At 45.7% G+C, this 15,560-nt stretch carries 13 protein-coding genes; all 13 read left to right on the top strand.

Features of this window, described 5'->3' with window-relative positions:
• Nucleotides 1-327: 327 nt before the first annotated feature.
• The 13 genes from VZT47_RS06690 to cas2 all read left to right on the top strand — a co-directional run bounded on the left by VZT47_RS06690 (nt 328) and on the right by cas2 (nt 15,344).
• The gene (locus tag VZT47_RS06690) at nt 328-1,395 is read left to right on the top strand and encodes a glycosyltransferase family 2 protein (RefSeq protein WP_330224196.1); all 1,068 of its coding nucleotides are present in this window, start codon (nt 328-330) and stop codon (nt 1,393-1,395) included.
• A 24-nt stretch (nt 1,396-1,419) separates the two neighbouring features.
• Nucleotides 1,420-2,562: a glycosyltransferase family 1 protein gene (locus tag VZT47_RS06685; RefSeq protein WP_330224195.1), complete on the top strand. Its 1,143-nt coding sequence runs from the start codon at nt 1,420-1,422 to the stop codon at nt 2,560-2,562.
• 34 nt (nt 2,563-2,596) lie between these two features.
• Entirely contained in the window at nt 2,597-3,580 is a 984-nt protein-coding gene (locus tag VZT47_RS06680; RefSeq protein ID WP_330224194.1) for a hypothetical protein, read from the top strand.
• Between the two features lie 25 nt (nt 3,581-3,605).
• Nucleotides 3,606-4,265 carry a hypothetical protein gene (locus VZT47_RS06675; RefSeq protein ID WP_330224193.1) on the top strand — a complete coding sequence of 220 codons (660 nt, stop codon included), beginning with the start codon at nt 3,606-3,608 and terminating at the stop codon, nt 4,263-4,265.
• Nucleotides 4,231-5,571: an O-antigen polymerase gene (locus tag VZT47_RS06670; protein WP_330224192.1), complete on the top strand. Its 1,341-nt coding sequence runs from the start codon at nt 4,231-4,233 to the stop codon at nt 5,569-5,571. The genes VZT47_RS06675 and VZT47_RS06670 overlap by 35 nt, the downstream gene beginning before the upstream one ends.
• Nucleotides 5,558-7,060: an oligosaccharide flippase family protein gene (locus VZT47_RS06665; protein ID WP_330224191.1), complete on the top strand. Its 1,503-nt coding sequence runs from the start codon at nt 5,558-5,560 to the stop codon at nt 7,058-7,060. The genes VZT47_RS06670 and VZT47_RS06665 overlap by 14 nt, the downstream gene beginning before the upstream one ends.
• Nucleotides 7,061-7,813: 753 nt before the next feature.
• Nucleotides 7,814-10,000 (top strand): CRISPR-associated helicase Cas3', encoded by a 2,187-nt coding sequence (gene cas3 / locus VZT47_RS06660; protein ID WP_330224190.1) that lies wholly within the window; start codon nt 7,814-7,816, stop codon nt 9,998-10,000.
• Nucleotides 10,001-10,031: 31 nt separating this feature from the next.
• Nucleotides 10,032-10,685 (top strand): type I-C CRISPR-associated protein Cas5c, encoded by a 654-nt coding sequence (cas5c, locus tag VZT47_RS06655; protein WP_279129023.1) that lies wholly within the window; start codon nt 10,032-10,034, stop codon nt 10,683-10,685.
• Entirely contained in the window at nt 10,682-12,454 is a 1,773-nt protein-coding gene (cas8c, locus tag VZT47_RS06650) for a type I-C CRISPR-associated protein Cas8c/Csd1 (RefSeq protein WP_281739008.1), read from the top strand. The genes cas5c and cas8c overlap by 4 nt, the downstream gene beginning before the upstream one ends.
• Entirely contained in the window at nt 12,454-13,350 is an 897-nt protein-coding gene (gene cas7c, locus VZT47_RS06645; protein ID WP_012938136.1) for a type I-C CRISPR-associated protein Cas7/Csd2, read from the top strand. The genes cas8c and cas7c overlap by 1 nt, the downstream gene beginning before the upstream one ends.
• A gap of 23 nt (nt 13,351-13,373) precedes the next feature.
• Entirely contained in the window at nt 13,374-14,021 is a 648-nt protein-coding gene (gene cas4, locus VZT47_RS06640) for a CRISPR-associated protein Cas4 (protein ID WP_244830051.1), read from the top strand.
• Nucleotides 14,018-15,049 carry a type I-C CRISPR-associated endonuclease Cas1c gene (gene cas1c, locus VZT47_RS06635; RefSeq protein WP_330224189.1) on the top strand — a complete coding sequence of 344 codons (1,032 nt, stop codon included), beginning with the start codon at nt 14,018-14,020 and terminating at the stop codon, nt 15,047-15,049. The genes cas4 and cas1c overlap by 4 nt, the downstream gene beginning before the upstream one ends.
• A 4-nt stretch (nt 15,050-15,053) precedes the next feature.
• On the top strand, nt 15,054-15,344 hold the full coding sequence (gene cas2, locus VZT47_RS06630) for a CRISPR-associated endonuclease Cas2 (protein ID WP_330224188.1): 291 nt from the start codon (nt 15,054-15,056) through the stop codon (nt 15,342-15,344).
• Nucleotides 15,345-15,560: the final 216 nt, after the last annotated feature.

Below are 15,560 nucleotides of genomic sequence, written 5' to 3'. Positions count from 1 at the left end.
CCTTGGGAAAACCGGCTTTAAGGACTTCCGGCCCTAAGGCAGAAGAAACATTGAATTTACCGTTTTATTGGGTCACTTTTAACCGGCCAAATGGGTCAAATTGAACCCGGCCTTGACAAACAGCTTCAGCATTCAAAAATATGAAAGAACATCATGTTTCTTTTTTGAGAGCACATTTTTAATTTTGAGGGACAAGTTTACAGAATAAATACAATGAAATGTATTCAGAAAGGAAATGACATATTGCTTTTTCTTTGAATAGAACTGGAGTAATGACATCTATTTTAGGGTAAGGGCATCATTTTCACTCAATCGAGGTATAAATAAGTGGAAAATAGTGTAAAACAAAGTAAAAAATTCTTTTTCAGCATCATTATGCCAGTCTATAATGCTGAAAAATTTCTTCAAAAAGCTATAGATAGTGTGCTAGCGCAGACATTTACCGATTTTGAGCTGCTACTAATCAATGATTGTTCTACAGATTCAAGCGAGATGATTTGTAAACAAATTGCAGCGTTGGACTCTAGGGTTAGAAAACTGAGAACTTCAGTGAATTCCGGAGCAGCGGCAGCTCGCAATTTAGGAATCAAAGCTGCAAGGGGGCATTATCTTGGATTTGTAGATTCCGATGATACTATTGATCCTGATGTATTTCAGTCAGCCTATGACATTTTGAAGAAACATGATTATGACTGTTTGAAATTTGGATTGCAAGAGGAATACTATGATCAAACAAATAAATTGAAGTATTCCAGGAAATGCTGTTTAGAACATAAAGTATATCAAGCAGGAGATGAACTCTATAATCAAATTATAGATATGGAAGCGATACCCTTATTTGGGTATTTGTGGAACGGTTTCTATAAACGGAAAACTGTTTTAGAGAACGGGATTTTCCTGGATGAAACATTGAAAGTTAATGAAGACTTTGATTTCAATATTAGATTTTTTCGCTTTGTACGGCAACTTTGCTGCAGTTCTAATATAGGGTATCATTACGCCAAAAGAATGAATGGAAGCTTGACCAATCAGCACCAGGCATACGCTTATGAAGTGCAAATGATGAAAATTCATGGATTATTGGACTTTGCTCCCCAAAAATTAGAACCAATGGATGCAGAACGGCAAAAAATATTCTGGATGTATGTTCGTTTTGTTTATGCGTTGTTATCTGATTCCAAGCGTGATACAATGAATGACATGATTGAGCGTATTCAAAAAGATTCTTTATATAATGAATTTCTTTCTACTGAGTTTACGAATTCGTCGGTCAAGCAGAAAATATTGGTTCGTTTTTTAAAGAATAAGAATAAATGGCAATTGAAAAAAATGATTTTGCTAATCCAAAAGATACGCAGAGATTTCCCAATCTTATTTGCTAAAATCAAACATTAAGGAAATCGATAAAGAAAGGAAAGTATGGAATCACAACCGATACGAGTTTTACAAATTGGTATGACTAAGAATATTGGTGGACTTGAGACTTATTTGATGCAACAATTTGATCATTTAGATAAATCCAAAGTGATTTATGACTTTGTAAACATTACCAGTGAATATGAAATTGTTTTTAAAGATAAGATTTTAAAGGCTGGTGGAAGAATCTATGGAGTCCGTTCCAGGCATTCCAATCCTATCCGGCATTATTGGCAGTGGATCAAACTGCTGCATAGGATAGCTGGTGACTATAAGGCTATTGTTTTGAATTCAAATAGCATTACTTATGTGTTCCCGATTTTCATTGCCAGATTTTTTGGCATTCCAATGCGCATTATGCATTCGCATAATTCAGGGTTTGAACAAAAAATTGGAATCGGCAAGAAATTAATAATGGCTATGAATCGCATTTTGCTGAAATGGGGGGCAACTGATTATTTTGCCTGCTCAAAATTGGCTGGGCAGTGGATGTTTGGACCCAATTCTCGTTTCACAGTGATTCCAAATGCGATTGATTGCGATAAATTGAAATTTGATGAAGATACACGAAATAAGGTAAGAGCTGATTTAAATCTTCAAGATCATTTTGTAGTTGGACATGTAGGGCGATTTACTTTTCAAAAGAACCATACGTTCTTAATTGATGTTTTCAATGAAATTCATCGCATTCAAAAGAATTCTGTTCTGATGCTTATCGGGGATGCTGTGGAAGATTTAACCTATTTGAATCAAACCAAAGAAAAAGTACGTAAACTAGGAATAGAAGATGCGGTATTGTTCCTTGGAATGCGTGATGATGTACCACAATTGATGCAGGCCATGGATTGTTTTGTATTACCATCTAGGTTTGAAGGATTACCTGTAGTGGGCATTGAGGCACAAGCTGCTGGCTTGCCTTGTCTCTTTTCGACTAATATAACAAGAGAAGTAGGCATTACATCTTTAGCATATTTTGAACCACTTAATAATTCTCCAAAACAATGGGTTGAAATCATCGTATGTACTTGTAAAAATGGGAAAAGAAAAAATATGGAGAAAGAAATTTCAAACGCAGGATATGATATTCAAAATGAAATTCGTAAAATAGAAAATTTCTATATAACGCACGGTCATCGTAAGATATGAGTATTATTAAGTATTAATGAAAGAGAGATTCTATATGTATAATATAGATTTGGTTTATTTATGGTGTGATGGTAAGGACAAAAATTTTTTAGAGAGAAAGAAACGATATATTGACAGTAATGAATGTAATACTGAAAGCAATGGAAAGGAAAGATTCTTCGATAATGATGAATTAAAGTATTCTTTGCGTTCTGTAGAAAAATATGCCAACTGGATACATCATGTCTATATTGTCACAGATAGACAAAAACCTAAATGGTTTAATTCCAATTGTAAAAAAGTTACGATTATTGATCATAGTACAATACTACCAAAAGAGTTGATACCTTGCTTTAATTCAACTGTAATTGAAAGGTATATAGCCAATATTCCTGGACTCTCTGAACATTTTATTTATGGGAATGATGATACGTTCTTTGGTAGCGAAATTTCCCCAGATTATTTTTTTACCAATCAAGGGAAACCCATTGTAAGAGTAAAAAAATTCAACGATTTTCCTTATGAATTGACAACATTAAATATAGAAGATGTTTATTCAAAAACTCGGTTTTGGGGGAAATCTGTAATTAAATCTTGGGAAATGTTAATGAAATATTGGAAAATAAACCGAGTAATACCATATGAATTGCATCATAATTTCGATGCATATTTGAAATCTGAGTACAAAGAAGTGATGAATGATTATAAGCCTATATTTCAACAGTCCCAGGAAAGATTTAGATCTAAAAAAGATATAAATCGGATATTATTTAGTATACATGCGGTTTATAAGGGCTCTGCTGTCATGAAAATTATTGCTAAAACCACTAAAATGATGAAAATGAAATCTTTTCTTTTTAGATATAAAGTTAATAGTCTTTATGTTGATAAAAAGATTAAGAGTCTGATAGTATTGTCTTTAATTAATCCGGATTTGTATTGTATAAATGATTCATGTGAAAGTAATGAATTGGATAATATTATTGAAAAGATACTGCTTATGAAATATTATCCATTAAAATCAGTTGCTGAAGAATAAAATTTGATAAATAAAGGAGACTGTTATGACCGATATTCAGATGAAGAGAGTTATCAATGAGGAGATACGGAATAAGTGGAAGTTTATTGTTTTAGTGGGTATTGCTTTTGCTTGTTTATTTATGATTGGGAGAAACCTTGAAGGCAATTTTGTCATTCAATCAGGTGATATTATTGTTACCAAGATACTTACAAACGAAAATAAAAAAGATAAAATGGATTACTTAAAGTACAATGAGTATATTACGGCTACAACAAATATTATGAACTTTTATAAACAAACAGAAAAACAAATCGATTATGAAAAATTATCTCCCGGATGGGGAAGAAAAAGTGATTTTCAAAAAGATGAGTGGCTTCGCAAACATTTTAAAGTTTTTTATTTTGGCAATGGAAAATTGGAAATTCAGTTTAAAATTATGCAATCTGAACCTAAAAATCTAAATTATATAAAAGAAAGAGGAGGGGATATTTTAGATAGTTGGATTAATTATATCAATCATTTAGATGCAGAAAACCATTTTAAAATTGAACGAAGTTTTATTTCTATGCCTCAGGAAGTTACTGTTTCTAAAAACAGAATATTATTTAAGTATGGACTAATTGGTTTCTTTATGGGCGAAATTCTTGCTTTATTATTTATTGCTTTAAATGGTGTTAGAAAAAATTATGGTAGAGTTATATAACCTTTCATCTATTCTTCTACTTTTTTTATCGTTTATAACAGTCTTGAGTCTTATTTACTTCAATTTCGATGTATTTCAGCCGTCATGCATTTTTAACACAACTTTTGCTGTTAGTATGCTATTGGAAGTGTTAAATATTGAAAAATGGAATCTTTTTGTAGGATCCTATACTACAGTTATTGTTATTCTAGGTGTGACTTTCTTTTTTATTGGGTCGTATTTAGTTCATAATATAGCTTTATCTGTTGATTTTAATTATGAAAAAAACGAAAATGCTGTTTATAAAATAAGAAAATCTGTAATACTCATTGGATTTATTATAATGTGTTTATTTGCTGTAATTAGTTGTCACGAAGCTTATATTGACTCTATAAGACTAGGAAATAATGAAGGAATTTCTAATATGATTAAAACGCTACGATTTGCCATAGAAAGAGGAAATTATCGGTTTTCTCGATGGATGACATATCGTAATTTGGTTGCTACCAGTATATGTTCTACAAGTGCATATTTACTAATTTATAATATAGTTCAACGAGGAAAAATAAGTAAAAAAGATGATTTAATTTTAGCTTTACCTGCAGTTTCATTTATTCCATTTTTAATTCTCACAACTGGAAGGCGTAGTTTTGTTCATTTTATCATTATGTATTGTATTTTCTATGGGATTCTTTTTCAACGAAAACACAAAGATACTGTTAGCACACGTTTAAAACTGATAAAAATATTAGTTGTGGCGGGAGTTTTATCTGTTAGCTTTTACTTTTTTTTAGGTCACTTAACTGGAAAAGTTGTAAACCAAAATAGAGACCGCTTAACCATTATTTCTCATTATGGGGGTCTTTCTATTCCTGCGCTAGATAGATATTTAGACGAAATTAGCGTTGAAAATCAAAATATAGGACCCAATATTTTAAAAAATATTTATGGAAATTTAAATCGATTGGGTATTAATGTAGTTCCAGGAAAAGATTTTTTACCTTTTGTGAAATTTACTGGAAAAGAACAGATAGATACCAATGTTTATACGGTATTTTATAGGCAAATTACGGATTTATCTACGTTAGGCATGCTCACTGCTATGGTAATTTGCGGTATAATCATCACTGGAATATATGAATATTTAAAAAGAAATAATCGACCTATTTTATTGATTTTATACGGCTGGTTCGGATATATTCCATTTTTTCTTTTTATAGATGATCAATTTATGACAGTTATTGCTACGTCCACAGTTTACTGTACAATTATGGATTATATTTATTTTAAAATGTGTGTTATAAAAGATAAAAATGAACGAACGTAAAATCGGTATCTTACTCAGCTATCTGAATATCGCTCTCCATGCCATTGTAGGCTTTCTCTATGTTCCTATTCTCCTGCATTACATTGGCAAATCAGAATACGGTCTTTACCAGTTGATCGGGTCCCTGATTGCTTATTTCAGCATTATGGATTTTGGCCTGACGGCAGCCGTTACCCGGTTTTATACCAAGTACAAGGCGCTGAAAGATCAGATTGGGATGGAGAATATCCTGGCTATTTCTTTGTATGGGTATGGAGGGGCCACGGGGCTTTCTCTCCTGGTTGGTGTCATCTGCTACTGGAACCTGGACAGCATCTTTGGGACAAGTATGACAGCAGGGGAACTGCTGGAAGCCAAGCATATGTTTCTGCTGCTGCTGTTCAATATTGCTGTGAGTCTTTCCACCATGGTGTTCCGTTCTGTGATCAATGCCCATGAAAAGTTCCTGTTCCTGAAGGGACTGGAAACGGTGCAATTAATCCTGCAGCCGGCACTGGTGATTCTGATTCTCCAGAAGTATCCGACAGCCATGGCGGTGGCGGTAGCCCAGACGGCGCTGAATGTAGGGCTGATCCTGGCACGGATTTACTACTGTTTTGTCAGGCTGCACATTACCATCCGATTCCATTACTGGAACCAGGATCTGTTCCGTGATTTTAAGAAGCTGGCATTGAGTGTTTTCTGTGTCAGCCTCATCGACCAGGTGTTCTGGAAGACCAATCAGATCATCCTGGGGATTGTGCAGGGGACGGCGGCAGTGGCTGTGTATTCCATCGCTTCCCTGATCTATATGAATTATATGGCTTTATCCACAGCTATTTCCGGTGTCTATCTGCCCCATATTACAGAAATGGTGGCTCAGAGAAAACCAATGAGGGAGCTGTCTGCTTTATTTATTCAGATCGGCCGCTGGCAGTATTATCTGCTGGCACTGGTGGCTACCGGTTTCATTATTTTCGGCCGGCAGTTTATCCAGCTGTGGGCCGGTAAGGGGTTTGAGGATTCTTATTGGATCACCATCCTGATCATTCTGCCTTTTACCATCGACCTGATCCAGAACATCGGCCTGGCCATTCTCCAGGCCATGAACCGCTATGATTTCCGGGCAAAGATTTATTTTCTTACCGGGGTGCTGAACCTGGTGCTGGCCATTCCTTTGGGGATGAAGTACGGCGGCATCGGGTGTGCCGTGGCCACTGGATTTTCCATGCTCATGGGGAATGGGGTGGTAATGAACTATTTCTACAAAAAGTATATTGGTCTGGATATCCCGGAATTCTGGAAAGAAATTGGTAAAATTACTCTGCGTGTAGGGATTTGCCTGGTTATTGGGTATGGTGTGGATTATGTGGTTCCCGGTTCTGGCAAAGTTGTATTCCTCCTTAAAGTGCTAGGGTATACGCTGCTTTACGGGGTAACGGTGTATGTTACAGCCATGAGCCCAGAGGAGAAGGAAAAGGTGCGGGGGATTGGGAGGAAGGGTAAGTGAGAAGTGAATGTCAACGAAAAAGCAAGTCACGTGATTGCCAAAAATTGAGCCACCCAGGGATTCCGAGGGGAAAGAACGTGGTTAAGGGATTAGGTGGCTAAGTGGTTATGGAACCAGGCTCCTTCTTAGAGTCGGGTTAAAATCGCCAATTTCAGTCGGATCAAAACAGCCAGTGGCCGGGAAGGGCGTGTCTGCGGCGCACCCCTACAGCGTTGAGGTCGGATGGCGTTTCTTCAATCGAGTGGACGAGGTTGCCGGTGAACCGGAGAACCTCATTGTTATCCTCAGTTCGACGGAGACGGCGTAGGAGCTTCCCGCAGGGGAGCCCGTCCCGGCCTCTGTATTGTTATTTATGGGCGATGCCTTTATAATATAAATATGTGCAAGAATGCCAAACCTCAAAAATCGCGATTTTTGAGGTAAACCTATTTTCTGACCTCAAATTTTGCGGATTTTGCGGTGTGGGATTAACGGATGAGCGGGCTGCCCGGCGTGCAGCCCCTACGGCATTGAAACTGGATGCTGGATATAACGATTTTCGAGGATTTTGCGGTGTGGGATTAACGGATGAGCGGGCTTGTCAGTTTGTCCAGAAACGGGCGCATCGGGCGACACGGCTTTGCCGGTCTTGATGCGCCCCTACGGCGTTGGAGCCGGATATTGGATACAACGATTGAGGAACTATTTTTAAACTGGGAGTTTTTTTACATAGCTGGTGTGGTATAGTTGAGGGAGAAAAAGGAGGGGATGGATTTGACGAATTTTTTGGCGAAAACAATCTATCTGGCTCACCTGGATCCGGAGGGAAAACGGGATCCTCAGCTTCTGCTGGATCATCTCCGGCAGGTGTCCCGGCTGGCGGAGGAGTTTGCTCCCACTCCGGAAATGAAAGCAGCGGCCCGGCAGTGTGGGCTTCTTCATGATGTGGGAAAGTATTCTGCAGATTTCCAGAATTATCTTTTGGGGAAGAAACATGGCCGGGTGGATCATTCTACAGCCGGGGCCCAGCTTTTGGCGGGGAACGGAAATCTCACTTCCTCTATGGAAGCTTTCTGCATCGCCGGACACCATGCAGGGCTGTCGGATTTGGGTTCACCGACGGATTTGCCGGGAGAGAATACGTTTTCGGCGCGAATGAAGAAAAAAGTTCCGGATTGTTCTGCCTGGCAGCAGGAACTGGAGGCTCCCAAACCCGTCCAGGGAATCGAACAGGCAATCTCTGACTTCCGGAGCCAGGGGCAGATGGATTTCATTGGCTGCGGGCTCTGGCTGCGGATGCTGTATTCCTGTCTGGTTGATGGAGATTTTCTGGATACGGAAGCCTATATGCAGGGAGGCGCGGTGCAGAGGGGCGGCTTTGCTTCTTTGGAGCAGCTCCATGAACGGTTCTTTTCCGCCCTGGAGGAAAAGGGATTCTTCCATCCGCAAAATGCATTGAACCGGAAACGGTACGAAATCCTCCAGCGGTGCATCCAGAAGGGGAAGGATAAAGAAGACCGGATCTATACTTTGACGGTACCCACTGGGGGCGGCAAGACCATTTCTGCCTTTGCCTGGGCCCTGGAAAAGGCCAGGACCTGCGGGAAACAGCATATCATTTATGTGATTCCCTATACGTCCATCATCGAACAGACGGCGGACATCCTCCGGTCCTACCTGGGGGAGGAAAACGTCATTGAACACCACAGTCAGGTGGAATATGAAGACAAGGACGAAAAGATGGACCCCCGGCGGCTGGCCACGGAAAACTGGGACGCGCCGGTGATTGTGACCACCAACGTCCAGTTCTTTGAATCCCTTTTTGCCAACCGGTCTTCCCGTTGTCGGAAGCTCCACAATGTGGCCAACAGCATCCTGCTGTTCGATGAAGCCCAGATGTTCCCGGTGGAGTATATGATTCCGGTGCTTCGGAGTCTGGAAGCCCTGGTCCGCCATTTTTCCTGTTCGGCCCTTTTGTGCAGTGCCACCCAGCCAAGGCTGGACCAGTTCCTGCAGGGAAAGCCCCAGGAGCTGATGGAAGACATTCCCGGCCTCTATGATTTTTTCAAACGGACTCAACTGGTCAACGAGGGGCTGCTGTCCTATGACCAGGTGGCGGAAGCCTTGGATGCCCAGCCTCAGAGCCTGTGCATCTGCCTGACCAAAGGGGAGGCACGGGAAATCGCCAGCCGGATCCGGGGAGAGTATCTCTATCTTTCTACCAACCTGTGTCCGGCCCATCGGCAGCAGGTGATCCATGCCATGAAGGAGAAACTGAAAAGGGGAGAACCCTGCCGGGTGGTTTCCACCAGCATTATTTCCGTGGGGGTAGATATTGATTTCCCGGTGGTCTATGTGGAGGAAAACGGAGTGGACGCCCTGATCCAGGGGGCCGGCCGGTGCAACCGGGAAGGGAAGCGCCAAGCAGAGGACAGCCTGGTCCATATTTTCGCCACGGAAAACAGCCGGAAATCCCATTTTCTTGAACAGGAACGGCAGAGCACCCATATGGTGGAGCAGAAATTCCCGGATCTGGCAGCGCCGGAAGCCATTGCCAAGTACTTTGACTGGCTTTATCATGCAAAAGATGCTATATTGGATAAGAAGAAAATTGTTGAATTGTCTGGCAACGGGAAATATGCCACCATCGGTCAACAGTTCAAACTGATCGAAGACCATACGAAAAATGTCCTGATTCCCTGGAATGAGGAAGCCCAGGAGATTGTCCAACAGCTCCAGTACGGTATCCGTACCCGGCAGCTGCTGCGGAAGGCTGGCCGTTATATGGTCAGCGTATGGTCCCAGAACGGTCCTCAGCCGGGATTGTATGAACAGATGCTGGCGGATGGGGTCACGGAGGCTTTGGACGAACAGATGGCGGTGCTGAGGGATCTGTCCGTGTATAAGGAAGCAACCGGTCTTACCTATCAGGCGGAAGAAGGACGGGGATTGTTTTCCTGATCAGATATCAATGAGAAACAGAGGTGGTTCCATGAGTTATGGAGTAAGAATCGACTGCTGGGGGAAGTACGCCTGTTTTACCCGGCCGGAACTGAAAGGGGAGCGGATGAGTTACGATGTGATGACTCCCTCAGCTGCCCGGGGACTGGTGGAAGCCATATTCTGGCATCCGGGGCTGCGGTATGTGATCGATGAAATCGATGTGCTGAGCCCCATCCAGTTTACCAATGTACGGCGAAATGAACTGAAAAGCAAGATTTTAGGAAGCACCATCCTGGCCGGGGCCAGAGGCGGAAAAATGCTGGTCCAGGCAACCCATGAAGACATTATGCAGCGGGCTTCCACGGTGCTGAAAAATGTCCATTACTGCATTACCCTTCATTTTGAAATGACGGAGAAAGCCAATGCTTCGGACAATCCCGGTAAATTCCGGGAAATGCTCACCCGCCGGGCCCGGAAAGGCCAGTGCTACCACCAGCCGTATTTTGGCACCCGGGAATTTCCAGCTTCTTTCCGGCTGGTGGAGGATGACGAGGAAATCCAGCCCTATCCCATTACCCAGGATCTGGGACTGATGCTCTACGACATGGATTACCGGAATCTGCAGAACATCACCCCACGGTTTTTCCGGGCGAAACTGGTCAATGGAGTCCTTGATCTCCGGAACTGCGAGGTGCACCAATGATCCTGCAGGCACTGGTGAGATATTATGAAACCCTGTTGAAACAGGGAAAGGTGGAGGAACCGGGCTGGAGTGCGGCCCGGGTCTCTGCGGAAATCCAGCTGGATGAGGATGGGAAACTGCTGGGAGCCCTCTCTCTGCAGAATGAGGTGCAGCGAGGGAAAAAGACGGTGTTGGCTGATTCCCTGCTCCAGGTTCCGGAAGTGTTCAAACGGTCCAGCGGCGTGCGGCCCAATTTCCTGTATGACAATTCCTCCTATTTTTTCGGTGTGGACGGCAAGGGAAAGCCCAAGCGGTCCCTGCAGTGTTTTGAGGCTTCCCGGGCTTTCCATCATCAGCTGCTGGATGGGTGTGATTCGCCGGTGGCCAGAGGAATCCTGAAATTCTTTGACAGCTGGCAGCCGGAAAAGGCGGAAGAGAATCCGGTGTTCCAACAAAATCAGGATGCGATTGTGGGGGCTTCAGGGCTGGTGTTTGCCGTCAATGGCCAGGAAGCCCAGCAGGATCCGGAGATCCGCCGGCGCTGGCAGGATTACAAGCAGGGGGGAGAGAAAGAAGGAGAGACTGGCCAATGCCTGGTGACGGGCAAGGTGGCGGAAATCGCCCTGATCCATCCCAACATCAAAAATGTGAGAGGGGCTCAGTCCTCCGGAGCGGCACTGGTTTCTTTCAATGCACTGTCTCTGGAATCTTTTGGTCATGCTGACGATCAGGGACTGAATGCCCCGGTCAGCGAATATGCGGCCTTTGCCTATACCACTGCCTTGAACCAGCTGATCCGGGAGGGGAACAGTCTTCTTTGCGGGGATACTACGGTGGTATTCTGGGCCCAATCGGCCGAACCGCTGTATCAGCAGGTGTACATGAATTTTCTGAATCCGTCGGGAACTGGGGAAAACAGGGAACAAACCGTAAAAGCGGTGCTGGACAAAATGCTCCAGGGTGTGGCCGCCGATGTGGACGGCATTACCCTTTCGCCGGATGAACCGTTTTATGTACTGGGGCTGGCTCCCAATGCGGCCCGGCTTTCCGTCCGGTTCTTCTGGCAGAATACCTTCGGGGTCACCCTGCAGCATCTCCAGAAGCATCAGAAACGGTTGGAAATTGTCCAGCCTTCCTGGGAACAGGCTTCATTTCTGCCCTTGTGGCGGCTGCTGAAAGAATCGGTGAATCCCAATGCCACCAAAAGCCAGGCTTCCCCGTTACTGGCCGGGAGCCTGCTGCGGAGCATCCTCCAGGATACGCCCTATCCGGAAGCCATGTACCGGCAGTTCCTGCTGCGGATCAAGGCGGATTCCGGAGACGGAAAGATCAGTTATCCCAGAGCGGCCTTTGTGAAAGCCTATCTGTTGAAGAATCATCAGGAAAAGTGGGGTGGAGAAATTACCATGAACGTCAATGAAAACTGCAAGGCAGTTCCTTATGTGCTGGGCCGGATGTTTGCCGTGCTGGAAGGACTGCAGCAAGATTCCAGCGAAGTCAGCGCAACCATCAAGGACCGGTATTTCAATGCGGCCTGTGCCACACCGGGAGCGGTGTTTCCGGTGCTGTTGAAACTGGCCAATGCCCATTTGAACAAATTGAACCGGACCAACAAGGGTCTGGCGGTGATCGCCCAGAAAAAGCTGGGCAGCCTGATGGAAAAAATCACCGTGCCCGATGAAGGAAATCCCATTCCCAGCCGTCTGACCCTGGACGAACAGGGGATGTTCATCCTGGGGTATTATCAGGAAACCCAGGCACGCTATACCAAGAAGGAGGAACAGGCATAATGGAAGAAAACAAGGCAATTCGCAACCGGTATGATTTCGTGGTGCTTTTCGATGTGGAAAACGGCAACCCCAATGGGGATCCGGATGCCGGGAACATGCCCCGGGTGGACCCGGAAACCGGGCTGGGTCTGGTGACGGATGTATGCCTGAAACGGAAAATCCGCAATTATGTGGAAGCAGCCAAAGAAGACCAGCCCGGATACCAGATCTATGTGCGGGAAACAGTTCCTCTGGAAGTGAACGACAAGAAGGCACTGGAATATCTGGGCGTGGAAGATGTAAAGAAAATCGACAAAAAGAAGGATCCGGAAGCGGACCGGAAGATCCGGGACTTTATGTGCAGCAATTTCTATGATATCCGTACCTTTGGGGCTGTGATGACCACCTTCGTGAAAGGGGCTCTCAGCTGCGGCCAGGTGCGGGGGCCTGTACAGCTGGGATTTGCCCACAGCATCGATCCCATCATGCCCCAGGAAATCACCATCACCCGGGTGGCCATCACCACGACCAAGCGGCAGGAAGAAGGCCGGAGCACGGAAATGGGACGGAAATACATCGTTCCCTACGGCCTGTACCGGGTGGAAGGGTATGTATCCGCCAACCTGGCCCGGAAATCCACGGGCTTTTCCGAGGAAGATCTGCAGCTGCTGTGGCAGGCCATCATCAACATGTTCGAAAACGATCATTCCGCTGCCCGGGGCAATATGGCCGTACGGGAACTGATTGTGTTCAAACATGACTCGGAACTGGGCAATGCGCCTTCCTACAAGCTGTTTGAACGGGTGAAAGTGGAGAAGAAGGATCCCCGGAAAGCCCCCCGTTCCTACCATGATTACCAGGTGACCGTGGATACGGAAAATCTGCCGGAAGGGGTTGCCTGCCAGAGAATGGTATGACCTGGAGGGAAGAGGAGTACCTGATGATCTCAGGGATCCAGCATTTCGTCTTCTGCCGACGTCAGTGGGCGCTGATCCACATTGAACAGCAGTGGGCGGAAAACCGGCTGACTGCAGAAGGCCAGCTGATCCATAAAAATGCTCACAATGACCGGTTTGTGGAAAAACGGGCAGGCGTGATGACGGTACGGGGGCTGCGGATCAGTTCCCGTACCCTGGGAGCTTCGGGCATCTGCGATGTGGTGGAATTCACCCAGACGGAACCGGGAGAAGAAGGCGCCCGTCTGGCCGGCCACCGGGGATTGTGGAAAGTTCTGCCGGTGGAATACAAGCGGGGAAAGGACAAATCCGATGACTGCGACATCCTCCAGCTGGCTGCCCAGGTGATCTGTCTGGAAGAAATGCTGGGCTGCTCCATCGAAAAGGGCTGTCTGTACTACCATGCCATCCGGCACCGTCGGGACATTCCCATTACGGAAGAGCTGCGGCAGCAGGTGCGGGATATGTTTGCGGAGATGCACCAATACTATGAGCGGCGGTACATTCCCCGGGTGAAGCCCAGCCGGGCCTGCACCAGCTGTTCTCTGAAAGACCTGTGTCTGCCCAAACTGCAGAAGGCAGGAACGGTAGCCGATTACTACGCCGGACGGTTCCAGGAGGAGGGTCTATGAAACGACTGCTGAATACCCTGTTCATCCTGTCGGAGGATCTCTACCTGTCCCTGGATAACCAGAACCTGACAGCCTGGCGGGAGGGGAATGTGGTCCAGCGGATCCCTCTGCTGAACCTGGAGAGCATCTTCTACTTCGGCTATAAAGGAGCCTCACCAGCTCTGCTGGGGGCCTGTGCGGAACAGAACATCGACTTTACATTCCTAACGCCCCAGGGGAAATTCCTTGCCCGGGTCAGCGGAACCGGGCAGGGGAATGTGCTGCTGCGGAAGGCCCAGTACCGAAAGAGTGATCAGGAGCAGGCAAGTCTTCAACTGGCCCAGTGGTTCCTGACGGGGAAAATCTGGAATGCCAGGGTTACCCTGATGCGGTTTCTCCGGGACCATCCATTGTCGGTAAACGGGGAACAGTTCAGGGAAGCCATCCAGATCCTGAAAGGGGCACTTCGTGATCTGCAGCAGGCCAAAGACGGGGACCAGCTGAGAGGTGTGGAAGGGAATGCCGCCCATGTGTACTTTTCCCTGTTTGACCAGCTGATCCTGGGGGACAAAAAGACCTTTTTCTTCCGGGAACGGAACAAACGGCCGCCTCTGGATCCCATGAATGCGCTGCTCTCCTTTGCCTACACCCTGCTGGCTGCCGACTGTGCCCATGCTCTGGAAGCAGTGGGAATGGATGCCAGTGTGGGATTTCTCCATCGGGACCGGCCCGGGAGAAAATCCCTGGCTTTGGACCTGATGGAGGAATTCCGGTCCCTGGCTGCTGACCGGTTCGTCCTTTCCCTGGTGAACACCCGGAGCCTTACCGGAAAGCACTTTAAAAAGACGGAAACCGGTGCTGTTCTGATGAGTGAAGAGGGAAGAAAGATTTTCCTGACCCGATGGCAGGAACGGAAGCAGGAAAAATTGGAACATCCCTTTTTGAAGGAAAAGATACCCTGGGGACTTTTCCCCTATGTCCAGGCTCTGCTCCTGGCCAAATGGCTAAGAGAAGATCTGGATGGGTATCCGGCATTTTTGGGGAAGTGAAACAATGCTGATCCTGGTAACGTATGATGTAAATACCGGAACTCCGGCTGGAAGAGCCCGGCTGCGGAAAGTGGCCAAATGCTGTGTGGCCCACGGACAGAGAGTGCAGAATTCCGTATTCGAATGCCTGCTGGACCAGGCCCAGTTCGTCCTTCTGAAAGGAGAACTGGAGGCCCTCATCGACAAAGACCACGACAGTCTGCGGTTCTATAATCTGGGAAACACCTATCAGAACAAAATCCAACACTTGGGAGCCAAGAGGACCTACGACCCTGAGGCCCCCATGGTGCTGTAAGCGCGAGAGGGAAGCGAACAGAAGGAACAAGCACCGGGAAATGGGGCTTGGGAGATCCGTGAACTGACTTTCGCGAAAAAAGACGGAAGCGCTTGTAAAACTCAAGCTGTCCAGTCTGACAGTCGCCCCCGCAAGGGGGCGTGGATTGAAATTTCTTCCAGCGGTTCTTCCCATGTGCAATTTGCGTCGCCCCCGCAAGGGGGCGTGGATTGAAAT

The sequence above is a fragment of the Dialister sp. genome (assembly GCF_036343215.1).
In the GTDB taxonomy this organism is placed as follows: Bacteria; Bacillota; Negativicutes; order Veillonellales; family Dialisteraceae; genus Dialister.
The sequence above is the reverse complement of the archived record's forward strand: the minus strand, read 5'-3'. Positions and strand labels throughout refer to the sequence as shown.